This window comes from Paraburkholderia sp. XV (genome assembly GCF_020177535.1).
In the GTDB taxonomy this organism is placed as follows: domain Bacteria; phylum Pseudomonadota; class Gammaproteobacteria; order Burkholderiales; family Burkholderiaceae; genus Paraburkholderia; species Paraburkholderia caribensis.
Genome location: NZ_JAGUUD010000018.1, coordinates 33,992 through 59,000, shown reverse-complemented (window position 1 = coordinate 59,000; position 25,009 = coordinate 33,992). Strand labels below are relative to the sequence as shown.

The 25,009-nt window shown below is 62.2% G+C and carries 23 protein-coding genes; 15 read left to right on the top strand and 8 right to left on the bottom strand.

Going from position 1 to position 25,009, the window contains the following annotated elements; all coding sequences use genetic code 11:
• Positions 1–77: 77 nt before the first annotated feature.
• The 3 genes from KFO72_RS12350 to KFO72_RS12340 all read left to right on the top strand — a co-directional run bounded on the left by KFO72_RS12350 (position 78) and on the right by KFO72_RS12340 (position 2,422).
• Positions 78–692 (top strand): helix-turn-helix domain-containing protein, encoded by a 615-nt coding sequence (locus KFO72_RS12350; RefSeq protein WP_060604569.1) that lies wholly within the window; start codon positions 78–80, stop codon positions 690–692.
• Positions 693–778: 86 nt separating this feature from the next.
• A complete protein-coding gene (locus KFO72_RS12345) occupies positions 779–1,177 on the top strand; it encodes a DUF2471 family protein (protein ID WP_054933222.1) in 399 nt (132 codons plus the stop codon).
• 186 nt (positions 1,178–1,363) lie between these two features.
• Positions 1,364–2,422, top strand: a complete 1,059-nt coding sequence (locus KFO72_RS12340) for a tyrosine-type recombinase/integrase (protein WP_062917314.1) — start codon at positions 1,364–1,366, stop codon at positions 2,420–2,422.
• An 81-nt stretch (positions 2,423–2,503) separates the two neighbouring features.
• On the opposite strand, the gene KFO72_RS12335 is transcribed toward KFO72_RS12340, so the two are convergent.
• The gene (locus KFO72_RS12335) at positions 2,504–3,709 is read right to left on the bottom strand and encodes a DNA-binding protein (RefSeq protein WP_225032233.1); all 1,206 of its coding nucleotides are present in this window, start codon (positions 3,707–3,709) and stop codon (positions 2,504–2,506) included.
• A gap of 1,531 nt (positions 3,710–5,240) precedes the next feature.
• On the opposite strand from KFO72_RS12335, the gene KFO72_RS12330 reads away from it, so the two are divergent.
• Positions 5,241–5,483 carry a hypothetical protein gene (locus tag KFO72_RS12330; protein WP_225032232.1) on the top strand — a complete coding sequence of 81 codons (243 nt, stop codon included), beginning with the start codon at positions 5,241–5,243 and terminating at the stop codon, positions 5,481–5,483.
• A 145-nt stretch (positions 5,484–5,628) separates the two neighbouring features.
• Entirely contained in the window at positions 5,629–6,978 is a 1,350-nt protein-coding gene (locus KFO72_RS12325; RefSeq protein WP_107202612.1) for a replication initiation protein, read from the top strand.
• A gap of 55 nt (positions 6,979–7,033) precedes the next feature.
• Here the strand turns inward: KFO72_RS12325 and KFO72_RS12320 are convergent, their stop codons facing one another.
• On the bottom strand, positions 7,034–8,098 hold the full coding sequence (locus tag KFO72_RS12320) for a ParB/RepB/Spo0J family partition protein (RefSeq protein WP_060604562.1): 1,065 nt from the start codon (positions 8,096–8,098) through the stop codon (positions 7,034–7,036).
• Positions 8,099–8,122: 24 nt separating this feature from the next.
• On the bottom strand, positions 8,123–8,785 hold the full coding sequence (gene parA, locus KFO72_RS12315) for a ParA family partition ATPase (RefSeq protein WP_035998763.1): 663 nt from the start codon (positions 8,783–8,785) through the stop codon (positions 8,123–8,125).
• 686 nt (positions 8,786–9,471) lie between these two features.
• On the opposite strand from parA, the gene arsC reads away from it, so the two are divergent.
• Positions 9,472–9,843: an arsenate reductase (glutaredoxin) gene (gene arsC, locus KFO72_RS12310; RefSeq protein ID WP_062917315.1), complete on the top strand. Its 372-nt coding sequence runs from the start codon at positions 9,472–9,474 to the stop codon at positions 9,841–9,843.
• Between the two features lie 78 nt (positions 9,844–9,921).
• Here the strand turns inward: arsC and KFO72_RS12305 are convergent, their stop codons facing one another.
• Entirely contained in the window at positions 9,922–10,887 is a 966-nt protein-coding gene (locus KFO72_RS12305) for a sulfonate ABC transporter substrate-binding protein (protein ID WP_225032231.1), read from the bottom strand.
• Positions 10,888–11,145: 258 nt separating this feature from the next.
• Here KFO72_RS12305 and KFO72_RS12300 point away from each other — a divergent pair, with 258 nt between their 5' ends.
• Positions 11,146–11,436 carry a DUF1272 domain-containing protein gene (locus KFO72_RS12300; RefSeq protein WP_225032230.1) on the top strand — a complete coding sequence of 97 codons (291 nt, stop codon included), beginning with the start codon at positions 11,146–11,148 and terminating at the stop codon, positions 11,434–11,436.
• Positions 11,437–11,607: 171 nt separating this feature from the next.
• Here KFO72_RS12300 and KFO72_RS12295 read toward each other — a convergent pair whose 3' ends face one another.
• Complete coding sequence (locus tag KFO72_RS12295) at positions 11,608–11,814, bottom strand: hypothetical protein (protein ID WP_054933259.1); 207 nt, start codon at positions 11,812–11,814, stop codon at positions 11,608–11,610.
• A gap of 354 nt (positions 11,815–12,168) precedes the next feature.
• On the opposite strand from KFO72_RS12295, the gene KFO72_RS12290 reads away from it, so the two are divergent.
• Entirely contained in the window at positions 12,169–12,720 is a 552-nt protein-coding gene (locus KFO72_RS12290; protein WP_225032229.1) for an NADPH-dependent FMN reductase, read from the top strand.
• Between the two features lie 81 nt (positions 12,721–12,801).
• On the opposite strand, the gene KFO72_RS12285 is transcribed toward KFO72_RS12290, so the two are convergent.
• Positions 12,802–13,893: a hypothetical protein gene (locus tag KFO72_RS12285; protein ID WP_225032228.1), complete on the bottom strand. Its 1,092-nt coding sequence runs from the start codon at positions 13,891–13,893 to the stop codon at positions 12,802–12,804.
• Positions 13,894–14,112: 219 nt separating this feature from the next.
• Positions 14,113–16,395: a hybrid sensor histidine kinase/response regulator gene (locus KFO72_RS12280; protein WP_225032227.1), complete on the bottom strand. Its 2,283-nt coding sequence runs from the start codon at positions 16,393–16,395 to the stop codon at positions 14,113–14,115.
• Positions 16,396–17,119: 724 nt separating this feature from the next.
• Between KFO72_RS12280 and KFO72_RS12275 the strand changes: the two genes are divergently transcribed.
• From KFO72_RS12275 to KFO72_RS12265, 3 genes are read left to right on the top strand one after another with little or no spacing between them, the layout of a single operon-like run.
• Positions 17,120–17,488 (top strand): response regulator, encoded by a 369-nt coding sequence (locus tag KFO72_RS12275; RefSeq protein ID WP_054933211.1) that lies wholly within the window; start codon positions 17,120–17,122, stop codon positions 17,486–17,488.
• Entirely contained in the window at positions 17,481–18,104 is a 624-nt protein-coding gene (locus KFO72_RS12270) for a chemotaxis protein CheC (RefSeq protein ID WP_035998741.1), read from the top strand. Before KFO72_RS12275 ends, KFO72_RS12270 begins: the two co-directional genes overlap by 8 nt.
• Positions 18,101–19,039, top strand: coding sequence for a GGDEF domain-containing protein (locus tag KFO72_RS12265; RefSeq protein ID WP_060604549.1), 939 nt, complete (start codon positions 18,101–18,103; stop codon positions 19,037–19,039). Before KFO72_RS12270 ends, KFO72_RS12265 begins: the two co-directional genes overlap by 4 nt.
• Before the next feature lie 55 nt (positions 19,040–19,094).
• Here the strand turns inward: KFO72_RS12265 and KFO72_RS12260 are convergent, their stop codons facing one another.
• Positions 19,095–19,517, bottom strand: a complete 423-nt coding sequence (locus KFO72_RS12260; RefSeq protein ID WP_176052740.1) for a nuclear transport factor 2 family protein — start codon at positions 19,515–19,517, stop codon at positions 19,095–19,097.
• Between the two features lie 521 nt (positions 19,518–20,038).
• Here KFO72_RS12260 and hpnD point away from each other — a divergent pair.
• The 4 genes from hpnD to KFO72_RS12240 are packed head-to-tail and all read left to right on the top strand — an operon-like array spanning position 20,039 to position 24,928.
• Positions 20,039–20,887: a presqualene diphosphate synthase HpnD gene (gene hpnD, locus KFO72_RS12255; RefSeq protein WP_035998735.1), complete on the top strand. Its 849-nt coding sequence runs from the start codon at positions 20,039–20,041 to the stop codon at positions 20,885–20,887.
• Entirely contained in the window at positions 20,887–22,185 is a 1,299-nt protein-coding gene (gene hpnE / locus KFO72_RS12250) for a hydroxysqualene dehydroxylase HpnE (protein WP_225032226.1), read from the top strand. Before hpnD ends, hpnE begins: the two co-directional genes overlap by 1 nt.
• Positions 22,182–24,215: a squalene--hopene cyclase gene (gene shc, locus KFO72_RS12245; RefSeq protein ID WP_054933207.1), complete on the top strand. Its 2,034-nt coding sequence runs from the start codon at positions 22,182–22,184 to the stop codon at positions 24,213–24,215. The genes hpnE and shc overlap by 4 nt, the downstream gene beginning before the upstream one ends.
• Positions 24,215–24,928 (top strand): phosphorylase, encoded by a 714-nt coding sequence (locus KFO72_RS12240; protein WP_054933206.1) that lies wholly within the window; start codon positions 24,215–24,217, stop codon positions 24,926–24,928. Before shc ends, KFO72_RS12240 begins: the two co-directional genes overlap by 1 nt.
• Positions 24,929–25,009: the final 81 nt, after the last annotated feature.

Genomic DNA, 25,009 nt, shown 5'->3' with positions numbered 1-25,009 from the left:
TTCAGTTTTATCGGAAATTTTCGTTTTTTCGAACTAAAGTTCGATATGTCGAACAACTCTAAACGATAGGTCAGGAAATGGCAAGTTCGGGAGCGCGCAGGAGTTCGTCGTCTACGGCGGCAACGGTTGCACAGTCGGTGGCGGCGCCGCCGCGCGTTGGGGAGCAGATTCAACGGTTGCGCAGTGAACGCAAAATGACACTCGACGATCTGTCGCGCGCGGCCGGGGTGTCGAAATCGATGCTGTCGGAAATCGAACGCGACAAGGCGAATCCGACGATCGCCGTCGCGTGGCGGCTGACGAATGCTTTGGGCGTCAGTCTCGATTCGCTGTTTGCGCCGCAGAAAGCGCCGGAGCCGATTGCCGTGTCCGGCCCACATGAAATTCCGACGCTGAGCGGCCACGACGCGCGATACCAGTTGCGCGTGTGGGGGCCGATCGATCTGGCGGGAAAATTCGAATGGTACGAACTGACGCTGCAACCCGGCGGTGCGTTGGTGTCGAGCGCGCACGAGCCAGGGACACGCGAGCATCTGACCGTGCTGCACGGTTTGATCGATATCGAAGCGGCGGGCACCACGAAGCGCCTGAAAGTCGCCGACACCGCACGCTACGTCGCCGACGAGCCTCATGCCATCCGTAACGCTGGGAAAGGCGAGGCCAAAGCCCTGCTTGTCGTCATTCACGGTTAGCCGGACTCGGAAGTCTTCGGCGTACACCTGGCTTGCAGCCAATACTGTATGTTTGTACAGTATACGCAGTCCGATGGAGCCGAAGAATGAACGAACTGAACAAGGAACAGGATCTGGCTGCGCTGCGCTTCAAGTCCGCGGCGCGCGACCTCGAACATATCGTCCGGCATATTGCGTCGCGATACATCGTGCAGGAGGTGCCGCTCACGTGGCGGCTTCTGCATGCGATCGAAGCGGAAGCGCTCGCCGATCTTGGTTTTGCCAGCCGGCACGATCCCATGTTGCTTGGGTTGTTTCAAAGGCCCGACGACTTTCAGTTCCCCGAGACCGATGATCCCGTCGATTTCGGCAGGTCGAATGCGTTGCCGGCTGTGTTTGCGTTCGCTGTCGCGGCTTACGACGCCGCGGAGAAGTCAAAGGCGTCAACAACCCGAAGTCGGGTTGCGAGCAACGATCGCGGCGCCGGGCGAGCATGGGGCGGATGACGTTGATTGAGGGTCGCCGTGATCGGCGGGCGGCGGGCGGCGGGCGGCGGGCGGCGGGCGGCGGGCGGCGGGAGTTTATGCGCGTAAAGTCTGCCCGCTTTGCCCAACAGGACGCCTTCCGACACAAAAATATCCCGCCCGTTGGCCGACTACAATCGTTCCATGCAACTAACGGAAAAACTGACTATGGTCTCCACCGATCCCGTTGGCCCCACTGGTCTATCCGCCCCTAGTGCGGATCTATTCGATACCCAACGCCAAGACTGGCTGATCGATCCGCGCGCCGCGTTCGACGCATGGCTCGCCGGGCAAAATTTTCGCCATTCGTCAGCGGAGGTGTATCGCGCGCAGTGGGGGCTTTTTCTCGAATGGCTGCAGGCGCGTCACAAGAATCTCGTGACGGTCGACATGGGTGCGATAGCAGAATTCGTCGGCGGATTGTCGATCCGAAAGCCGCAACGCGCTCGATATCTCCGGTTGATCGAGCGCGTACTCGACCATGTGCGCGAGATCGAACTTGCATCGACCAACCCCGCACGATTCATTGCTCAGGATGGCGAAGCAGAATGGCGTAACGCGCGCGACAACGAACCGACAGGATTTCTCACCATTGCCGAGCGATCCGCTTTGATCGCTTATCTTTCTTCGCCCGTGAGTGATCTGACGTCGGCCCAACGTTGGCGGGAGCGCCGCGATCGCGCTTTGATTGCTGTGTTTCTCGGCGGCGGTATCAAAACAGGCGAAGCGCGCACGATCTCGATTAATTGCGTGACAGCGGGCTCGCCGTGGGTGGTGATCGACGCGGCCAATCCATTGTTCACGCGGAGAACACGGCTCGCACCCTTTGCTGTGTCCGTTCTCGATGCCTGGCTCGACGAGCGCAAGCAAGCGGAACTGCCCGGCGAGCTGGTTTTCCCCGCCTCGCCATCGGGCCGTCCAATGCATAAGGCGACGATGCTTCGTGCCGTCGACGCGCTCGTCGAAGCAGCCGGAATCAGTCGATCGCGCGAAGCACGCGCAAGTCCGCACACGTTGCGTAACTCGTTCGCTGCCGATCTGTTCGAAAGCGGGGTAGAGCCGGAGGTGGTCGGACAATGGCTCGGATTCGCGCAAGCTGTTTCCGCGAATCGATTGCATCGCGCGTGGAAGATGTGGAACGACCAGGAAAAGTTCGACGCCGAAACGCACGTTGCGGAAACACCAACGTCTGCCGAAGACGCCGGGCCCACGCGGGACCGCAGATAAGCGGCTCCCGTAAACCTTCACCTTGGGTTCCCCGAAAACGCTCACCTCGAACGCTTTCAGAGAAACTAGTGCGTTTGGCGATCAGCTCAACGCCGAAGTTTGCGACGTATCCATGAAGCGTGTCACGGCAGCCAAGCGCGAGCCGCCCGTTCCCGACGAGTGCTCGCATTCGGGACAAAGGAGCTCATACCGGTGATCGACCTGTGAAAGCTCCGGCTCACCTTCGGCGCATTTCGGACAGCGAGCGGGTACGGCAACGTGTCCATCGGCGGCCGTTCCGATCGAATCCAATTCCTGCGTGCTCAGCCTGCCCGCACTTGCCAGTTGACAGAGCAATTCCGCAACGGCTGGGTCGATGCTTTGCTGGGCGCGCAACGCAGTCATCTGGCGCGTCAGCAGATCGAGTTCGTCAGATTGTTCGCGCAGTTGCGCCTCCAGCCGGTCGCCCCTCGCCTTGGCAGCCGCCAGTTGCTGGATGAATTCGAATTCCTTCCGGCTCGCATCGCGCACCCCCGTCTGATACGTCGCAGCCATCGCACGCAAGGAGTCCAGTTCCACGAGCATCGGCTTGACGCGACGCTCGGCCTCGGCCACGGCATCCTTGATCTGTTGCGCGTAATGCTCGGCGTTTTGCCGCATTTCGGAGTGCAACCCATCGATACGGTCGCGCAGCCCCGCATTCGTCGACTGTTCGGCATCAAGACGCTTGCGCAACGATTCGTTCTCGGCCTCCAGCCGGCGCACGGACGTCTTCAATCCTTCTTGATGTGCCGATCCGCTGGTGTTCACTGAGGCAAGTTGCGTCTCAAGAACACGCACGCGTTCCCAGGCGGCGTCGGCGCGTGCCTCGCTGCGCTGTATAGCTTCCTCAGAAACTTCTTTTCGAATCTTGCCTTCGTGAGAATCGCGCTCGGCCGCGGCGCGCAACGCATGTAGTTCCTGGCGTTCGTGATCGAGCGATGCCTTGGCGTGTGACAACGCATCTTCGAAGAGCGCGCCCAAGAGTTCGCCCGCCTTTTCTTCCAACGCCTTGGGAATGACGCCGGCGCCGACGCGTACGCGGGAGGCAGAGCGAATCCGCTCCCAGAAACTGTCGATGTCTTTCGGGATGTCGCTGGCGCTGCCCGTTTGCGTCAAGTCACGCACGGCAGCCATTGACGGACGAATGCCGAGGTCGAAGAAGAGGCGTTTGCAGGCGTGAAGGGACAGTTCCTGGCGACGCGCCCCATTGGCACGCAGTGTATCGAGTTCTTGTCGGATAGCTTGGCGTTCTTCGTCCAGATTCATGATTGTCTCTGCGCTACGTGAATTCGACGAATCATAACAATTTACGTAGTGTTCGTTACGTTTTCGCGTTTGGGTGCGTCTTTCTTGCCACACTCGATCAGATGGAGACAAATTAGGCGCATCGGTGTCGACGGCGACGGTTGATCCGTGAAACAAATCGAAGAATACCTGCTAAGCCGTTGTTAATAAATACGTTTAGGTGCTAGCAAGATGTTTTGGCACTGTTTCACGGCGGCACAGTGCGTTCTGAATCTGGGTCTCGTTGTATTTGCGGAAGCTCACGGGGCGTCTCGTTGAGAGTAATAAAAGTAAACACCTTTGAACCCTAGTTAAAGACGTTAACGCCAGTCAGAAGCCTTACTGGATAAGGCGTAGCGCCCGATCAGGTGAAGGTTTACGGGATGGATGGTGAGCTTTGGCAGGATAGTTGAGTGATGGGGTTCAGGGACACGGGTGAGCCGGCCCGGGAAAGATCGTGAGTGGCTTCGGGAGCGCCCCGATAGTGGCCGCTGATGTTAGGTGAAGGTTTTCGGGAGTCACCTGTTGATTGCGGCCCGTACACGCTGGTTGCTTCGATTTTGCACCTGCGCAAGCGTGGTGAGGGGATTCAGGAGGACGGCTCGGGCGCGATATGAGGCGATTTTACGAGTCCGGCGAGCCCTCGGTGAGCCATCACGGGAGAAAACGAAGGGTGAAGGTGAGATTTTTCGGGGCGGGGGAGCCATTTTGAGCCGATTTTGGGCACGCGATGCACAAAGGTGAGGTTTTACGGGAGTGGAAGTGTTCTTCCTTTCGATGTTTGCAGCCACCCGGATCTCAAGGGTGAGCGGATTCGGGACCCCCAAAATGTATGCATATCTTGGGCCAGAATCGCGGCGGAAAGCCGAAAGGTGAGATGTTACGGGACGTGTTAGGCGTCGATTGCAGCGAAAAGGTGAGGAAATGCGGGACCAATTCTGCAAAAATTCCCGCCGAACGTAGTGCCGGTGCGGTCCGACGCGAGCCGTCGATCACCCTGCGGTTTTGCTCAGGTGAGGCTTTTCGGGAGAGCGGTTTGTCGAGTTTTTAGGCACTGGTTTACGTCATGACTCGCTACAGGTGAGACTTTTCAGGAGGTTGTCGCCTTGCCTGCGGATCGATCGGCCAAATCGATGTGTGCTAAGTGCCTAAATTGATTGGTTTTTCGTCGATTTTTGTCAAAAGGTGAGGATATTCGGGGGCTGAGGGACTGTTGCGGACCGATTCATTCATGACGAGCGATCGCTGCCCAGGTGAGAAGATACGGGAGCATTTTCCCGTCAACGATTGATCAGTAGGACGCGAAATACCGCCGGATCTCGGCTTGAGCGATACCAAAGGTGAGAGTATTCGGGGGCCCGGTACTCGGTGCGTTGTCTGATGACCGATCGTCAAGGCTGCTAGCGGTGCCCGGATTTAACATTCCGCCTTCAGGGTGCCATTCATGGACGGGTGACGTTGCTCCAGATGATGGATGGGAGCACGCGGATCGGACCGCGAGTTGAACCGCGCGATGTACAAGTGGATCCTCGATTCCGACAGTACCCAGCGCGCAGCGAGCGAGGCACGTCTTAACAGCGCGCGCTTGTCCGGGCTGTCTCCCGGTGGCGCTGGCAACCCAAACCGGCGTCGCAGATTTGCGACGCTCGCAACGGTGAGAATCTTCAGGAAGGAATTTGCCGGCTTCTGGTGCGGCCAGTTTGACGGCGTTTACGCCTGGTCCGCGACCATCAACGTCGCCAGAAGAGGCATCTGACGATGAACGGTGAGGGTTTGCGGGACCCGCTCCTGGTGAGTTGGGCGGGGTAAACTGATTTCACCCAACGTAGGTGAGAGAGGCGCTATAGACGTGCATCACCACAGCCGGTATGCTTTCGCAAAATCTCTTCCCGACTCGACGCATGGCCACGAAGCGCGCGAAAAAAACCGATGTGGTGAGCCCAAGCTCCGCCGAATTGCGCAAAGCCGTCGAGGCGATTGCCATTCAGCCCAAGAGCGGCAAGATCACGCTTCTCACACGCAAACTGTTCAACGTGTTGCTCACGGTTGCTCAGCAAGCGGACGAATCGGGCGACACCTATCGGGCACTGCTGTCGGACATCGTCGCAAACTCGGCTTTTGACTCGAACGACACGGCCCTCGTCAAGGAGCACTTGCGTCGGATGGTCTCCGTGCAGGTCGAATGGAGCCAAGGAACGTCGAGCCAGAAGCCCGGCCGCAAATGGGGCATCTCGACGCTCATCGCCGACGCCGAAATTCTCGAAGATCCGACGACGCGTCGCGTGTGGGTCGAGTTCTCGTTCGCGCCCAAGATCAAAAAGAAACTGCTCGATCCCGTGCAATACGCGCGGTTGAGCTTGCAATTCCAAAGCCAGTTGCGCAGCAGCGCGGGTCTCGCGCTCTATGAAATCTGCGTGCGTTATCTGACCAATCCGAGCCATCTGACGATGCGTGAGGCGTGGGAATGGTGGCGGCCGATCTTGTCGGGCACGCCCGACACCGAAGCGGGCGATGAAGCCAAGCGCGAGTACAAGTATTTCAAGCGCGACTACTTGCGTCCGGCGATCGCGGAAGTGAATGCGGTTACCAATATCTTTGTCGAACTCATCGAGCATCGCGAAGGCCGCCGCGTCGCTGAAATCCAGTTTCGGGTCACCGAGCGCAAGCAGCCGATGCTTGCACTCGACGAACATCCGAATGTTTTCGACAGCACGCTCGTCGATCGGATGGTGAAGATCGGCATTCCGCTCAAAGAGGCGCAAACGCTGTACGCCGATAGCGAGGAGAACCGCATTCGCGCGGCGCTGCAAATGACCGAGCAGCGGATGCGCAGCACCACGCTGCCGCCCGTGCGCAGCGCGCCGGCGCTGTTCAAGGACGCGCTGAAGAAGGGCTATGCGCCGCCTGTCGATGCGTTGCCGTCAGGGACGGCTGGCAAAGGTTCGGCGGGCACGCCTGCCGACGATCCGAAGGCAAGGCTGCTGGACGAGTACATGGCCCATCGGCGCAAGGAAGCGCAGGCGCTGTACCAGGAACAGGGTGAAGCGGAACGCGAACTGGCTCGCAATTCGTTCGAAGAGGATGAATTGCCGGGCCTCGGTGGCCACATGCGTGACGATTGGCGACGACGCGGCCTCGAGTCGAAGCTGACGGAAACCGCATTCTTTGACTGGCTCGCGCGCAAAACCTGGGGTGAGCCGACGGATGGCGATTTGCTCTCGTTCACGTTGAGCCAATCGCGGGCCGCCTGATTCCTGATTGATTCTAAAAAGCGCGCCCTGTTGGCGCGCTATTCCTTTACGTAACTTATTTCTGTTCCGACAGCATCTGTTCGATCTGTCGGAGAATTTCATCGCGCTTATCACGCGTCAAGCCGCGCAACTTCAGTTCGAGCCGGTCTTCTCCATATGACTTCAGGTCGCCGACCGAAACCCCCGCTAATTTGATATCAAGCCGCTGAGCGTAACGCTGGCGTCCTGCCGGCTTCGCGCTTTCCTGTGCCGTCGCCCTTCCCTTCACGATGTCGGCGACCTGGCGCGTGCTGAGATCGTCGGAAAGGATCTTGTTGATCAGTCGCAGCGTCGAATCCGTGCCGCGCGCAGAGTGATACCGACCGACCTGATACGCCATATTCGAGCCGAAGCGATCCGGTCGCGCGACCATCTCCTGCATCACCGTCTCTGGCAATTTCGCAATGGAGAGTGCCACCGCGATCGTCGATTCATCGAGACCAAGATGTTCAGCAAGTTCTTTCTGACTTTGAAAGTGTTTCTCGTCCAGAAAGCGTCGCCATACGATCGCGTTGTCGAACACTGTCTGTGAGTCTCGCTGGACGTTGAGGTCGTAGCCGAGTTTGTAGCTTTGAATGCCGATCGGAAGATCAATGACGATCGCCTTCACCGTCTCCTTGTTTGCTTCTTTCAATGCCCGCACACGTCGGCCGCCATCGCTGACGAAATAGCTTCCGGGATTGTCGTAGTCGGGAATGACGTGAATCGCCTGCTGCTGCCCTTGCTTCGCGAGGTTGACCGCGAGCTCGGCAATCGACGACTTCAGATAGAAATACCGCGGATTGAATGGGCTCGGCTTGATCGCCTTCAGCGGAAGCTCGACGATCTGTCCGGCACGATAGTTGTGTTCGGCTCGCCACGCGCGGTACTCGACTGATTCATTCGCAGTGTCACTCGGCTCCGCTTCGCTCGGCGAAGTTGGCGCTACAACGGGGCTCTTGAATGCGGCAACGTTCGTGTTCTTCGCTGCGTTTTGCACCAGCCCGTCGATCGCATTCAGTCGATCGAGCGCGGTGCGCTTTTCGCTGCTGGTAGTATCGGGACGTGCCTGGAAGCCTTTGGCGAATTGGGACGGTTTCATTCAAGTACCTTTATGCGCATAAATTCAGGGGAGCAGGGTGGCGATCTCGTCAGCAAAGGCGCGAACTTCGAGAGCCGCGAGCTTCGCGCCACGATCGTTCATCTGCAAGACTGTCTGACCAAGTGCCATCGCCTGTTTATAGGCTTCGCGCGTGGGGATCTGGGTGCGCAGAAGCGGGAAGCCGAGTTCTTCCAACGCTCGCTTCAACTCACGCGTCAGCATTCGCTTCTCTTCGGTCTTATTGAGTAGAAAGACGGCACGGAGGTCTTCGTTCATGACCTGTGCCTGCTGCACCAGCTTGACGAGACCCACGCTCGACCAGTAATCAGCCGGCGATGAGGACGTCGGCATGACGGCGACCGTTGCTGCGAGAAGGACAACGCCTGAGACCTTTTCCGTAATCGACGGCGGGCAGTCGACGACGATCAGGTCGTAGTCCGCAACGAACTTCTTGATCTCGCGGTGGATCTGCGAGCCGGCCTCGGAGAGATTGACGACGGGGAATGGAATGCCGGACTCGCTATCCGAAGATGCGCTCGCCCAGTGGATGAGGGTGTTTTGACCATCGGCGTCTACGACGAGGACGCGCTTGCCTCTCTCATGGAAGGCGGCGCCCAGGTGCATCGCAATCGTACTTTTACCGACTCCGCCTTTCTGCTGTGTCACTGCGATGATTTCTGCTGCCAATGTTCACCTCCTCTTTTTGGACGCCGCTGAATTTTACCTTGGCGTTTTTCTAATTCAAACATTTTTGGTTACGTGCAACAGTTATAAGCCGTTTGACGTGGCTTTATGCGCATAAACCGAAACACGGGATGGTGAACCCGGAGGCGTTCTGGAAGCTATGTCGCGGCGCTTGCCGATGGAAGGTCCTCACGGATCCTGCCGGATTCGAAGGAGGCGTCGCGCAATCGACCGATGATGAGTCTTCTGCAGACCGTGGGCCGCTGGCTAACAATGGGCAACATCGCGCCCGAAACGACTGTGGTTTATGCGCATAAACCTCGTCAGCATTAACACCCCACCCGCCTGATATCACGCGCCGTTACCTCGATACTCTGCAGAGGCGTCGACGTTATGCGCATAAACTCGACCGAGTAATGAGATGCACGGCGCAAGAGGGAGTGCGGCCGACACCGATCCGCACGTCCATCGGCATTACCCCCACCGCGGCCATATCCATGAAGGCCGCCAATGGCGAAGATCAAACCCCTTTGACGCATCAACGCACGCAAGCGGCGCAATGCCTCGAATCAGTCCTCAAGCACAAGCCGCGATCATTCTTCGGCCGGCAGTTGAGCGACGACCGCAACGCCATACAACCGCAGCAGCTAAAATTCTTAGCCTCACCCGCTCACTCTCCGCATAAGCCCATGATTACCGTCTATCACAACCCGCGCTGCTCGAAATCCCGTGGCGCATGCGAACTCATTAGCGACGTCTACACCCCGTCGAACGAACCTGTCGATGTGGTCGAGTACCTTCGTACGCCACTGTCCGTGGCGCAGTTGAAGGAACTGAATGGAATGCTGGGGTGCCCCGTTCGTGAGATGCTCCGAGACTCAGAAGCCATCTATAAAGAACTGGGTCTGGCTGATGCCTCGTTGACCGACGATCAGTTATACGAAGCGATCGCTGCGAACCCGATCCTGCTTCAACGTCCTATCGTCGTTCGCAATGGACGTGCCGTAATCGGTCGGCCGCCGGAGAACGTCAAAGCGCTGTTTCACGATCTGTCGGAGTAGCGTGACGCGCGCGATGACGGGAGTGCGCATCGCGCGCGGCCATTAGACGTGCACTGAGACGTGCACTGAGACGTGCGCTTACGCCTTCACGCCGAGTACGGCTTCCTTCGTGACGATCTTCGTCGGGATGATGCGAAGCTCAGTGAACGCATCGGCGATTCTCTGCTGCTCGGCGAGCACGCCTGCATCGATCGGCTTATAGACGTGCGCATAGTGTCGCAAGCTCGCTTCGACCACGCTGGCGTCGAGTCCCTGAATCGGTGCGAGTTGTGCAGCCGCTTCGGCGTAGTGATCGCGGACCCAGACGCCCTCTTTGCCAACCTCGGCAACTACGGCATCAATCAGTTCAGCGTTTTGCTGCGCAAACGGGCGCGCGCTGAGGAAGAACTGGTGGTGGCTGACGATCCCCGCGCCGTCGGTCAACAGTCTGGCATTCGATTGGCGTTTTGCAGCTTCGAGAAAGGGGTCCCAGACAGCCCACGCATCGATTGCGCCGCGCTCGAATGCGGCGCGCGCGTCAGCGGGCGGCAAGAACACAGTTTGGATATCGGTGTATTTCACACCTGCTTTCTGAAGCGCGGCGACCAGGAACCAGTGCACGTCTGAGCCCTTGTTCAACGCCACCCGCTTTCCCTTCAGGTCCGCAACGGATTGGATCGGTGCATCGTGATGCACGAGAATGCCTTCGGCTTGCGGCGTCGGAATCTCATACGCGGTGTACACGAAGTTGGCGCCAGCAGCCTGTGCGATGACAGGCGGCGCCTCTCCGACATAGCCGAAATCGATGGAACCGACATTGAGTCCTTCGAGCAATTGCGGGCCTGCCGGAAATTCTGTCCATTTCACTCCCACACCCAGCGGCGCGAAGCGCTTTTCCAGCGTTCCATGTGCTTTCAGCAACACCAGCGTGCTTGCGGCCTTTTGATAACCGATACGGATTTCTTTTGCGTGCGTCTGCGCAAATGCGGGCAAAGCGGCCGATGCAAGGAGTGCGCCGGCTCCTGCCAGGAATGCGCGGCGTGTGAACGTGGAATGTTGAGACATAGACGGATTCGATGTAGCTAGTACGGTCGCAACAGGGACCGATTGCGCTCAACGATAAGCCGACGACCGATCTTCGCGAACCGATAAATTCGCATAAGCAAATCACACCGGGTCGATGCGTACCCGGGTGCGTCCCGCGTGGCAGCAATTGATGCCGCGCTGACATGTTCGCCCAATCCGGCTTTCATAAACTTCAACCATTGACTGTCCCCGCCGCGGGAACAAAACGCCAAATTTCGTCGATTGTGGAGACCGGGAATGCTCGAACTAAGACCATCATGCGAAGGCTGTGGCAAGGCACTGCCACCCGACTCGAGAGATGCAATGATCTGCAGTTTCGAATGCACGTTTTGTGAAGTCTGCGCGCTGACCGCGTTGCGCAATGTGTGTCCGAACTGTGGGGGAAATTTCCAGCATCGGCCCGTTCGTCCCGCGGCGATGCTGCAGAAGCATCCCGCGTCGTCCGCTTCCCATCCTGTCGGCGTCGACGAGGTCGCACACGGTGCTTACCTGGCGCGTTATCGCGAGCTCCCTCTGTCGGAGCGGTAATCGGCCGGAAACGTCATCGGGATGCCGGTGCCACCGGGGTCGTGCACGTGGATAACAACGGAAGTGCGAAGGTCCCGCGTCGTATTGCAACGTATTTTTCGGCAACTAAGTCGTCAGTCACAAAGTAAGGGGCGCTCTTGAGCGCCCTTTCTTATATGCGGCCCGCGCAAATCAGACCTTTCCGCCTCCATCGAGTCCGCTGCCCGTCCGCCAGACCTGCTTTCCGCGCTCGGAAAGTTCGCCGCAGCTGTGCGTTTCATCCGCCTCTGTGCCTTCCACGGCCATTTCGCCGCCCGGCTGTTCGAGCGCGCGAGGCTTGTGCTCCTTTCGTGCAGCGACTGCTTCATCGTGAGATTTGCCAGAGTGATGCAAGGTCATGATCTATCCCTCCCGTTGATCCTCAAAGGGGTGATAGCGCAAGCACCGCGCCCGGCACCCTGAAATCGCTGCCCCCGACGCGAAGCTGTAGCGGCAGGTGAGCTTGCACGCCGTTTGTTGCGTATTGCGACAGGCCGACGACGCGCTTGATTGATAAGGCAAACATTCGACCTATCCACAGGGTTATCCAGAAAATCTGTGGATAACTTTTGCGTACCGCGGTTTATCCACTGCGGGTAACAAAAGCGTCATAACAAGGGCGATAAGGCTATGTTTCGGGATGCCGTATCGACCGTTATGATTGACGGGCTGCATCCCCTTTTGCGCGTTTCGCGCCAACCGAGGAACGAACACATGGCCTATCACATTGCAGTGGTCGTCGGCAGCTTGCGCCGCGACTCGACCAATCGGCAGCTGGCGAAGGCGTTGATCTCCCTTGCGCCTTCAGACTTTTCCTTCGAGTTTCTCGACATCGGTGCTCTACCGCTCTACAGCCAGGACTACGACGATGACTTCCCAGAAGTCGCGCGTCATTTTAAGCAGCAGATCCAGGCTGCCAACGGCCTGCTCTTCGTCACGCCCGAATACAACCGCTCGATGCCCGGCGTACTGAAGAACGCGCTCGACTGGGGTTCACGCCCTTGGGGCCATAGCGTCTGGGGCGGCAAGCCGGGCGCCGTGATCGGCACGTCGCCGGGGGCGACGGGCACGGCGCTCGCGCAACAGCATCTGCGCAACGTGCTGGCGTATCTCGACGTGCAGACACTTGCCCAACCGGAGATGTTCATCAAGCATACGGCTGGCCAGATCGACGAGAACGGCAACATCGCCACCGACGACACGCGCAAGTTCCTGCAGAAGTTCGTCGATCGATACGCTGACTGGGTGAAGCGGCACGCGGGTTGAACGCGCCCCGCCTTCACACGATGCGGCGCCCGATCAGGGGCGCCGCGTTATTTTGTTGCTTTGCCAGTCGAAGCAAGAAGACTATCGGTGGTGGTGACCCGTCACGCGATCCCACCCATGCCGCACGGCAGACTTGAAGCGCTCCCAGCTGCCTACCGCTTTGTCGCGCTCCCAATCCTCCCGCACGTCCGGCTCGACCTCGTCCCACGACTTATCCTGATAGCGGATCTCGCGGGCCATCGTCGCGCCGTAGTGATACGCCGGAACATACTCGTCATAGCGCAAGCCTTCGTGCGCGTACTCCGCGTCATAGTGGGTGCGGAAATCCTCCTCATACTCGAGGAATTCATCCGGCACCTGTTGAGGCATGGCTCGCGCCGGCTCGGCGGTGTCGGGCGTCATCACGGCGCCTGAGCCGGCGATGCCCGCCGACGCAATCGCCGCAGCCGCTGGCGTATCGCCCTGAGGCGCGGCCGGCCGGCTGGCGGACGTGGGCACGCCGTAATCGGGATGCTGAACCGGCTCGTCGGGGAACGTCGTCAAGGGTTCCGGCGGCGGCATATCCGGCCGCATCACGGCACCCGCGCCCGGCGCACTCGCGGCCGCGAGGGCCTGGGCGGACGCTTCGTCGGCGGGAGGCACGCCGTGCAGCGCATCCATGCGCGCGCGGTTGCGGGCGTCTTCCTCGGCGCGCAGCGCATCGCTCGACGGCTGCGCCGCCGCTGTCGGCGTCGCGGCCAGACTGCCACTACCCCCGATACCCAACTCGTCGAGCACCGAGTGCTCGCGTCTCGCCTCGGGCGTGGGCATCCTGGCATCGGGCGCCCGCTCGCTCACTTCGATCGCCCCGAGCTTGCTCAACGAGTTGCGCGCGAGCTCCGCATGCGATTCGCTCGCGGCGTTCACGGCCACGAGCACTGCGCCGCGCCGCACCGCATCGGTGTAGCGCTCGGCTTCGGGGGCGGTCGGGCCGGAGCTCGAGAACAGGCTCGACAGGAACCGTTCGATATTGGCAATCACGCCGGGAGAGGCATCGGCGGCTGCGTCGGCAGGCGTTTCGGGGTTCGCTTGCAGATCGATGTCGGTGGACGCGAAGCCCGTTTGCACGAGCATGTTGCGCGCACTTTCGGCCTGCGCGTAGGTGGCGAAAAGACCAATCACGGTGTGTCGCATGTCTGTCTCCGTCAGCTTTCTGGGTGGATACGGCAATGCACCACCGCATCCGCTGTGACGGTATACGCGCAACGTTCATGCCGGGCTTCGCGAGCGCGGCGCGACGGGAACTGTCGGACAGACAGGCGCCAGCGGGGGCCGTTGCCCACGCAAGCGCGCCCGTCGCATGGCGCGCTTTTTTACAAATGTAGTCGGTAATCCCCGGGGCGAAACGCCCGCTCAACTGGCAGGGTGAGTCGGCGTATGCGCGAGATCGCGCTGTAGCGTCTGCAGGAATTTGTCGAGCAGCGCGATATCGAACGGCTTCGACAGCACGCGCACGTCGACGTGACGCGCGCGCTCCAGCTCCTCCGCATAGCCGGTGACGAGAATCACCGGCAGCTTCGTCTCGAAAGCCTGCACGCGTTCGGCGAGATCGATGCCGTTCAGCGTGCCGGGCATATGGATGTCGGAGATCACGAGGTCGAACGGCAAGGGCTCGCCCGTCTCCTTTTGCCTCGCGTGCGCGGCGTCGAAGCGTTCCATCGCCGCGTCGGCGTTGAACACGCAGGTCACGTCGTGGCCCATCATCTGCAGCAACGCTTCCGTGCCCGCCGCGACTTCGTCGTTGTCCTCGACGAGCAGAATGCGCAGGCCATGCGGCGCGCCCATCTCTTCCGCGACGGGCTCGGCAGGCCGCTCGACTTCGGGCGCCTGGGTCGCGCGCGGCAAATACAGGCGCACCGACGTGCCCGCGCCGATCGCGCTGTCGATCGCGGCCAGCCCGCCCGAGCGCTCGCAGAACGCGAACACCTGAGGCAGGCCGAGACCTGTGCCCATGCCTTTCGGCTTGGTGGTGAAAAGCGGCTCGAACGCGCGCGACAGGATCTCCGGCGGCATCCCGACGCCCGTATCTTCCAGCGACAACTGCACGAACGCGCCCGTGATCGGAAAGCCGTCCTCGCGACGGAAGGTCACGTTGTTCGCGCGCACCGTAAAGCGTCCGCCGTTCGGCATTGCATCGCGGGCATTGACGGCGACGTTGATCAGCGCGAGTTCGAGTTCGGCGACGTCGACCTGCATCGGCCACACGCCTGTGCCCACGTCCATTACCAGCGCGACCTTCGCGCCGAGCGAAGCGCGCAGCAGATCGCGGCAGCCCGGCAGCCAGCGTTCGACGTCGAGCGTCTCGCTGCGCAAGGGCTGCTTGCGCGCCACGCCGAGCAATTGCCGCGTAAGCGACTGGCCGCTTTTGAGCGCGCGCTCGATGGCGGACAACTCGCGGTCGAACGCCGCCGCGCCGCGCCGCCGCACGATCTGCACATTGGCCGAGACGATCATCAGCAGGTTGTTGAAGTCGTGCGCGACGCTGCCGACGAGATTGCCGAGCGCTTCCATCTTGCGCGACTGCCGGTAGGCCGATTCGATCGAGCGGCGCATCGACGCTTCCGCCTGCCAGCGCTCCCACGCTTCCTCTTCTGCGCCGAGGCGCCTGAGCGACAGCCAGATCACGCACCACAGCACGACGGACGGCACGAACGTCGACAGGATGAGCACGCTCAGATGGCGATACCAGGCGGCCCAGATCGCCGACGTCCGGTAGCCGACTGTCACATACACGGGATATGAGCCGACGCGGCGAAACGCGACGATCAGCTTGTCGCCGTCGGGCGCCGAGCGTACTCGCACGACGCCCGCGCGCCGCCCTTCGGCGAGCGCGTCGGTGTAGGCGTTGTGGCGGACGGGCTCTTCCGCCTTCGACGGCATGCCGACGGGATAGCGCGCGAGCACGGCTGCGTCGGAGCGCGTCAGCGCCATCGTCATCGGCGAGTCGTTGCCGCCGAGCAACTCGCGGTAGAACGCCGCGAAGTAGCTGGGCCGCAGCGCCACCGACACGACGCCCGCGAACCCGCCGTCCTCGCCGCGCCGCGCGACGCCCGTGTTGAACACGATCTCGCCCGCGACATGCCCGACCATCACCTTCGACACATGTTCGAGCACCTGACCGTCGCGAATACCGACGAAATCCTCGCGATGATCGATCGATACGGGCGGCGCCGGATAAAAACGGCTGCTCGCGAGCAGCGTGCCGTCACGGCCGAAGATCGAAACGGCCGCGACCTGCGGATAGCCGCCGCCCATGGTCTGCAGCTTCTCGTGGATCGCGCCTTCGCGTTCGCGTATGCCGTCGTCGTCCAGTCCTTGCACCAGATCGACGACGCGCGCGTCCAGCGCCTCGTTCATGTCGAACACTTTCAGCGCGTGTTCTTCCGCGACGCGCACGGTGCGCAGCGTGAGATCGGTGGCGTCGTCCTCGCGGGTGCGCAGGTCGCTGAACGCCATCGCCGCCACGAACACGCACGGCACCACGACGGCCGCCACCAGCAGCGCGATCAGCGTCAGGCGGCGGACCGCAAAGTTCTGCTCGGGTACGGCGGGAAAAAGCGCTTCGTCGGGCCGTGTGCCGATGGCACGTTCGTCGGGGGCATTCGTGTCGGCGGAATCGGGCCGGTCAGCAGTCATGGCGCAAGCCGCGCGCGCGGCCGGTTGAAGAGGTGTGTGTTCTCATCATAGGTTTAGTGGACCATCCGCTCGCGCGCAATGCAACAAAGCAGACGCCGAGGCCGCGCCTGCGGGGGCGGGACGCTTTAGTCATACAAGTTCGTGAATCAGCGACGAATCCGGAAGCGCAAACGTACACAAAAGTATAAAGACGATCTTTTATCTGACAAATGCTTACGTTTTGACTCGAATCCGAGCCAAACGAGTTAAATTCGTTCGTCGAAAGCATTCTGACGAGTTGCCTTTTCGCCAATTTGATTCGAAAATCGCGCTCAGACAAATAATCAGCCCGCCATGATCGGGCGAATTTCGTGCGGGGGACCGGGCATTGCATGCCATGCAAGACCGGACAGACCCTCGCGCCGACCAGCGGGGCACCACGGAGCCATGAACGCCGTCTTGCCGCCGCAGCACTATCTACGGGGTAGGCTTCGAAAATGCCGGTCATTGCCGTTGTCCATTGCGTGCACGCTGCAGCGGCTGCGCGCCGCGCGCGCAGCACCAGCCGCCGGGTGCGCCCGTCGCCGCGCCAGATGGGGTCAGCATTGTTCGTGCCGACCGTTTCGGGTTCCCGCTTCGCCGCTGCTGGAGAGGCTGCGGCGCGCGACCGCGCGAGCGGCGACTCAAGTTCGCGCGCGCAGCGCCGTTAACACGCAAGAACCCACTCCGTTTCCAGCCCGCCGCCATGTCTTTGCCCATTGTGATCGCCGACGATTCGCTGCTTGCCCGCAAGGTGCTCACGAAAGCATTGCCGGAAGGCTGGGATGTCGACATTACCTACGCGTCCAACGGACGCGAAGCGCTCGAGCATTATCGCAAGGGGCGCGCATCGGTGATGTTTCTGGACCTGACGATGCCCGACATGACGGGCTATCAGGTTCTGGAGGCCCTGCAGCACGAGGACCTGAATACCTTCGTGATCGTCGTGTCCGCCGATGTCCAGCCGATGGCAAGGGAACGCGTGCGCACCCTCGGCGCGGTCGCATTCATCCCCAAGCCCGTGACTACCGAGGCGGTGCTTCCCATCCTCAAGGAGTACGGGTTGTATGTCTGAGCCAGTCCTCAACGAAGATCAGCGCGACGCGCTGCAAGAGGTCGCCAATCTGGCGATGGGCCAGGCCGCGACGCGCCTCGCTCTGCTGCTGGATGCGTTCATCGAACTGTCCGTGCCGCGCGTGCGCGTCGTCGCCGTGCGCGAGGCTGCGTCGGCGCTGCGCGAGATGACGGGCATCAACGAGCCCGTGAGCGCCGTGCGACAGGGCTTCCGCTCGGACATCAAGGGCGAGGCGCTGGTGATATGCCGTAGCGGCAGCATCGAGCAGCTTTGCTCGCTGGTGAGCGATCCGTATGCGAAGTCCGCATATGAGGCGACCACCCAGGAGGAGCTGGTGTTCGACGTCGCGAACATCCTGACGGGCGCGTGCGTGTCGTGCATTCTCGACCAGCTTGGGCGCACCCCCGTGTTCTCGCAGCCGGGCCTGCTCGGCGCGGCGATGTCGCTTGACGACGTGTTCCAGCCGAATGTGCTCGCCTGGGAAGTCGCGCTGCTCGTCGAAGTGAATTTCGCGTTAGAGGATCAGAGTTTCCGCGCCCACCTCGTGATGCTGATGGCGGAAGACTCGATCCGCCATCTCAGTTCCGCGCTGGACGCACTGCTTTCCAGCATATGAATGCCCCGCTTCCCACGCTGAGCGACCTGGTCGTCGAACGGGTCGGCTTCGGCATTTTCGTGCTCGACCGTCAGATGAACGTGCTGATGTGGAATCGCTTCATGCACGATCACAGCGGGCTGTCGGCACAACAGGTGGTCGGCAAGTCGATTTTCGCGAGCTTTCCGGAATTGCCGCGCGTGTGGCTCACACGCAAGCTCGAAAGCGTGTTCCAGCTCGGCAGCTTCGCGTTCAGTTCGTGGGAACAGCGCCCCTATCTGTTCAAGTTCGATCACGACCGGCCGATCACGGGCGGCGTGGATTTCATGCAGCAGGACTGCACGTTCATGCCGATCATGCGCGAGCGCGAGGTCGAGGCCGTTTGCGTGACGGTCTCCGACGTGACGCACGTCAGCATCATGCAGCGGGAGCGCGAGGAGGCCGTGGCGAAGCTGCAGGAATACGCGGACCGCGATGGGCTGACGGGCATCGCGAACCGGCGTTACTTCGAAGCGCGTCTGCGCGACGAATACACGCGCTGGCAGCGGTACGGCGGTGATCTGTCGATCCTGCTGTTCGATCTCGACCACTTCAAGAAGATCAACGACCAGTTCGGTCACGTGGTCGGCGATACCGTGCTGCGCGATATGGCGCAGCGCGTGTCGCACGTCGTGCGCGCGCAGGATACGTTCGGGCGATTCGGCGGCGAGGAGTTTGCGCTGCTGCTGCCGTGCACGCCGCTGGAAGACGCGATGCTGGTCGCGGAGAAAATCCGCAATACGATTGGCGACAAGCCGGTCGACGTGCAAGGCGTCGACGTGCCGGTGACGGCGAGTGTCGGCGGCGCGTCCGCGCGAGCGGGCGTGCCTGCCTACGAGGCGCTCATCAACGAGGCGGATGCGGCGCTGTACAGCGCGAAGCGGCAGGGACGCAACCGGTCGGTTGCGTTTATCTGAAGGTCTCTGGGATGTTTGCCGGCCAGCGGGCGCCGGCCCGCTGCGGCGAATCGATCTACTTGCGGCTCATCCACGAGCCGATGACGCGCCACTGGCCGTCGCGGCGCGCGAAATCATCCTTGAAGGCGAACACGGCTTGCTGGCCGTCCGGCGCCATGAAGCGGTTCTCGCCCGTCACCACGGCCTGATCGCCGTCGACGCTAACTTTCATGTACTGCAGCGTTTGCGTCGAACCGGACGGTGCCGGCGATGCATTCAGCACGTCGCTCTTCGAGCGCGCCATACCGGACGGCGTGATTTCGCGATACGAGTCGTCGAGCAGCAGTTTCAGCGTGTCGCGGTCGTGATGCATGCTCGCCTGGACCCAGGCTTCTTCCATCTGGCGAATCACGGCTTCGTCGTTCTCGGCGGCGAAGGTCGGCGTCGCGAGTGCAAATGCGGCCAAAGCGGGAGCGATAAACAGCATATACAGTTTCATCTTTATTCCTTGATATGATTTAAAATCAATAATCCAATTCAGCAGTTTTTAAATCAGAAAATTAAAATGCGACCCGCGTGAATATAAATTTGCGTAGTGATATTTTTATTGCGAAAAATTAGTGTGAATGGTTCAAAAGCATGCTGTGAGCGCCGCACGCGGTTATCAGGCGTCTTGGTGCATTGCGTTGCGGGACTAAATGTAGTCTGTAACTAGCCAGAGGACTCTCAGACAACTCTTAATTTGAGATAGTGTTTCGAGATCTTTTGAGTGCCTGCGCGTAGGCAGACCCGCGCACTTTGTCGCCGGTACACTTCGTTCTTCGTCGAGGCAGATCGCGATGGCACGCCCAAGCGGCTTCCCGCTGTTCCTGCGTCCGCTATGAAAGGTTGGTATACTTTTGGCCGTTTTCCGGTCTTTCGGCCGGCGTTTCGCGCGTGTCCGCGCGCGCGGGCGGCTTGCCCTGCGGGTAGGCATGACTTCTTGATCGCCCCCTCGGGGGTGTCTCAGCGGAGATCGTCTTGGCCGTTTCCAATCTCGTCGTGGACGACACACAAACTGACGCAGCTGCTGCAAGCTCGGGCAGCTCGTTTTATCTCGCGATGCGCATCTTGCCGCCTGCGCAGCGCGACGCGATGTACCAGGTCTACGCGTTCTGCCGCGCCGTCGACGATATCGCCGACAGCGACCTGCCGCGCGCCGAGCGCGACGCGGGCCTCGAACGCTGGCGGGCGGACATCGACGCGTGCTACGCCGGTTCGCCGCGCGCGTCGCTGCTCGAGCTGACGCGGCACATCCACACGTTTCATCTGCAGCGGGAAGACTTCCACGCGATGATCGACGGCATGGCCATGGACGCCGCCGCCGACATCTGCGCGCCCGACGAAGCCACGCTCGACCTGTACTGCGACCGTGTCGCGAGCGCAGCCGGCCGGCTATCGGTGAGGATATTCGGGATGCAGGAGCAGCCGGGCATCGAGTTGTCGCACCATCTGGGCCGCGCGCTGCAACTGACGAACATCCTGCGCGACATCGACGAGGACGCGGAGATCAACCGCTGCTATCTGCCGTACGAGCTGCTGGCGCGCGAAGGCATCGCGGCGACGAATCCGCTCACGATCGCCGACGATCCCTCGCTGCCGCGCGTCTGCGCGACGCTTGCGGAGCGCGCGAAGCAGCACTTCGCCGCCGCCGACGCGATCATGGACGCGCAGCCGCGCGCGCAGGTCAAGGCGCCGCGCATCATGTCGGGCGTGTATCGACTGCTGCTCGAACGCACGCTGGAACGCGGCTTCGACATTCCGCGCACGAAAGTCAGCAAGCCGAAATTGCGCATGCTGGCGATCGTGGCGCGCTACGCTTTCTTTTGATGCGAAAGCTGGTTCACGTGATCGGTGCGGGGCTGGCCGGTCTTGCCGCCGCCGTGCAGTTGCAACGGCGCGGCGCGCAGGTCGTGCTTTACGAGGCGGACGGGCAGGCGGGCGGCCGCTGCCGCACGTACTACGATCGCACGCTGGCCGCGACTGTCGACAGCGGCAATCATCTGGTGCTGTCCGGCCAGCAGGCCACGTTGAACTACGTGCGCGCGATCGGTTCCGCCGACGAGCTCGTCGGGCCGACACAGCCCGAATACCCGTTCGTCGACCTGGCGACGAACCGGCGCTGGACCGTCCGCATGTCGTCGGGACGGTTTCCGGCGTGGATTTTCGAGGCCGGCGCGCGCGTGCCGGACACGCAATGGACGGATTACCTGTCCGTGGTGCCGCTGCTGCTGGCGAAGCCCGGCCGCACCGTCGCGCAGTCGATGCGCAGCAACGGCCCGCTGTGGGACCGCATGCTGCATCCGCTCCTGCTGGCCCTGACGAACATCGAGCCGCGTCAGGCGACGGCCGGCCTCGTGGGCGCGGTGTTGCGCGACACGCTCGCGGCGGGCGGGCCTTCCAGCCGGCCGCTCGTTGCGCGCAACGGCCTGGGCTCCGCTTTCGTCGAACCGGCGCTGCGGCTTTTGCAGCATGGCGGCGCAGCGATCAGGCTGGGCGCGCGGATCGACGCGCTGGAGTTTGCCGATAACCCGGCCAGCCGCGTTGCCGCGCTGCGTCTGGACGACGGCGAACGCATCGAAATTGGCGCGAGCGAAGCCGTGGTGCTGGCCGTGATGCCCGACGTCATGCAGGCACTGGTGCCCGGCGTGCAGGCGCCGCGCCGCTTTTCGGCCATCGTGACGGCCAATTTCGCGGTGGAGCCGCCGCTCGGCCATCCGCCGCTGATGGGGCTAATCAACGCGAGCGCGAACTGGCTGATCGCGTCGGACGGACGACTGTCGGTGACGGTCTACGACGCGGCAAGCCGTACGCCGAACCGCACGGCGAACCTTGCCGAGATGGCGCGCGACGAACTCGCGCGCAAGCTGTGGGCCGACGTCGCGCAAGTGACAGGCTTGTCGGCCGATCTGCCATTGAAGTGGCAACTGAGCGTCGAGCCGCGCGCGACCTTTGCCGCGCAACCCGACGACGAGATGCGCCGCCCGGCCACGCGCACTCGCTGGAACAACCTGATGCTTGCGGGCGACTGGACGGCAACCGGTCTGCCGCCGGGCATCGAAGGCGCGATTCGCTCCGGCCAGAAGGCCGCCGATACGCTATTGAACGAACCGATGGAACGCCGATGAACGATTTATCCATGACCCAGACGCTGGGCGACGCACTGCCTCGAACGCTGATCGACGACCACGCTCCCGTGGCCGCCGCGCTGGCGACAGGCGCAGCGCCCGTCGACGCGCTCGACGCCGCCGTCACGCGCGCGACGGACGCCATCCTCGCCGCGCAACGGGACGACGGGCACTGGGTCTACGAACTCGAAGCCGACGCGACGATTCCCGCCGAATACGTGCTGCTCGTCCATTACCTGGGCGAGACGCCCAACGTCGAGCTGGAACAGAAGATCGCGCGCTACCTGCGCCGCATCCAGCTGGCCGACGGCGGCTGGCCGCTCTTCACCGACGGCGCGATGGACGTCAGCGCGAGCGTGAAGGCGTATTTCGCGCTGAAGATGATCGGAGACCCCGTCGATGCCGAGCATATGGTCCGCGCGCGCGAGTGCATTCTCGCCCACGGCGGCGCGGAAGCGGCGAACGTGTTCACGCGCATCCTGCTCGCGCTGTTCGGCGTCGTGACGTGGTACGCGGTGCCGATGATGCCCGTCGAAATCATGCTGCTGCCGAAGTGGTTCCCTTTCCATCTGTCGAAGGTGTCGTACTGGGCGCGCACGGTGATCGTGCCGCTGCTGGTACTGAACGCGAAGCGGCCTGTCGCGCGTAATCCGCGCGGCGTGCGGATCGACGAACTGTTCCGCGGCGCGCCCGTCACGACGGGCCTGCTGCCGCGCTCGGGCCACCAGAGCAAGAGCTGGTTCGCGTTTTTCCGGGCCGTGGACGGTGTGCTGCGCGTGACGGACGGCCTGTTCCCGAAGCGCTCGCGTGAGCGCGCGATCAAGGCGGCCGTCGATTTCGTCGATGAGCGCCTGAACGGCGAGGACGGTCTCGGCGCGATTTTCCCGGCGATGGCGAACTCCGTGATGATGTACGACGTGCTCGGCTATCCCGCCGATCACCCGAAGCGCGCGATCGCCCGCCAGTCGATCGACAAGCTGCTCGTCATCCACGAAGACGAAGCGTATTGCCAGCCGTGCCTGTCGCCTGTCTGGGACACGTCGCTCGCGGCGCACGCGCTGCTCGAGACGGGCGACAGGCGCGCCGAGGAAGCCGCCGAGCGCGGCCTCGCATGGCTGCGTCCGCTGCAGATTCTCGATGTGCGCGGCGACTGGATTTCGCGCCGTCCCAATGTGCGTCCGGGCGGCTGGGCGTTCCAGTACAACAACGCGCATTACCCCGACGTCGACGATACGGCCGTGGTCGCGCTGGCAATGCATCGCTCGGCGGCGCTGACGCAATCGGACGTCGACGCCGACGCGATTGCGCGCGCCCGCGAATGGGTGGTCGGCATGCAGAGCAGCGACGGCGGCTGGGGCGCATTCGAGCCGGAAAACACCCAGTACTACCTGAACAACATTCCGTTCTCCGATCACGGCGCCTTGCTCGATCCGCCGACGGCCGACGTGTCCGGCCGCTGCCTGTCGATGCTCGCCCAACTTGGCGAAATGCCCGCGACGAGCGAGCCGGCGCGCCGCGCCTACGACTATCTGCTCAAGGAGCAGGAAGACGACGGCAGCTGGTACGGCCGCTGGGGCATGAACTACATCTACGGCACGTGGACGGCACTGTGCGCGCTGAACGCCGCGGGCATTTCGCACGACGACGCGCGCGTCAGGCGCGCCGCGCAGTGGCTGGTGTCGATCCAGAACGCCGACGGCGGCTGGGGCGAAGACGGCACCAGCTACAAGCTCGACTATCGCGGCTACGAGAAGGCGCCGAGCATTCCGTCACAGACGGCATGGGCGCTGCTCGGACTGATGGCGGTGGGCTATGTCGATCATCCCGCCGTCGCGCGCGGCATCGAGTACCTGAAGAGCGAGCAGCGCGATCACGGCCTGTGGGACGAGACGCGCTTTTCGGCAACGGGCTTCCCGCGCGTGTTCTATCTGCGCTATCACGGCTATCGCAAGTTCTTCCCGCTGTGGGCGCTCGCGCGTTACCGCAATCTGATGCGCGCGGGCCAGAAGCGCGTCGCCTTCGGTCTGTGATGGCGGCCCGGCCTGATCTGATGAACACGAAGCTGCCCGTCATCGCCGTGACGGGCATGGCGTTCGAAGCGCGTATCGCGCGTGGCAAGGGCGTCGAAGCGGTGTACGCGGCGCGAGCCGATCTGCTCGAGCGCGCGCTGAACGAGGCGGTCGCGCGGGGTTGTGCGGGGATCATCAGCTTCGGCACGGCTGGCGGACTCGCGCCCGATCTCGCGCCGGGCACCTTGATCGTCGCGAGCAGCGTGCACAGTCCGCTCGGCGTCGTCGAGACCGATCTGCGCTGGGCGGGACGTATCGCCACCGCGCTCGGCGCGGCGCCGCTGGCGTCGAAGCTGCGGCGCGGGCCGATTGCGGGCGTGGCCGCGCCGCTTGTCGGCGCAGCCGACAAGGCGGCGCTGCATGCATCGACAGGTGCGCTCGCCGTCGACATGGAATCTCACCTTGCGGGCGCGATAGCCGAGGCGAACGGCCTGCCGTTCGTCGTCTGCAGGGCAATCGTCGATCCGGCATGGCGTACGCTGCCGTCCGCCGCGACGGCCGGTCTGCGCGACGACGGCACGACAGCCATCGGCCCCATCCTGCGCGAACTGGCGCGTCAGCCGTCGCAGCTCGGCGGACTGCTGCAAGTCGCCGCCGACGCCCGCGCGGCCCGCGCTTCCCTCGTCGCCGCCCGTCAGGTGCTGGAGCGCTCGGGCGCGCTCGTCTCCATTTGAGCCGGACGCCCCGGCAATGCGGATAGCGAAATAGTGTGTTGGTCTTGATGACCTAGGGAAAACCCTTATATCTGGTATAGT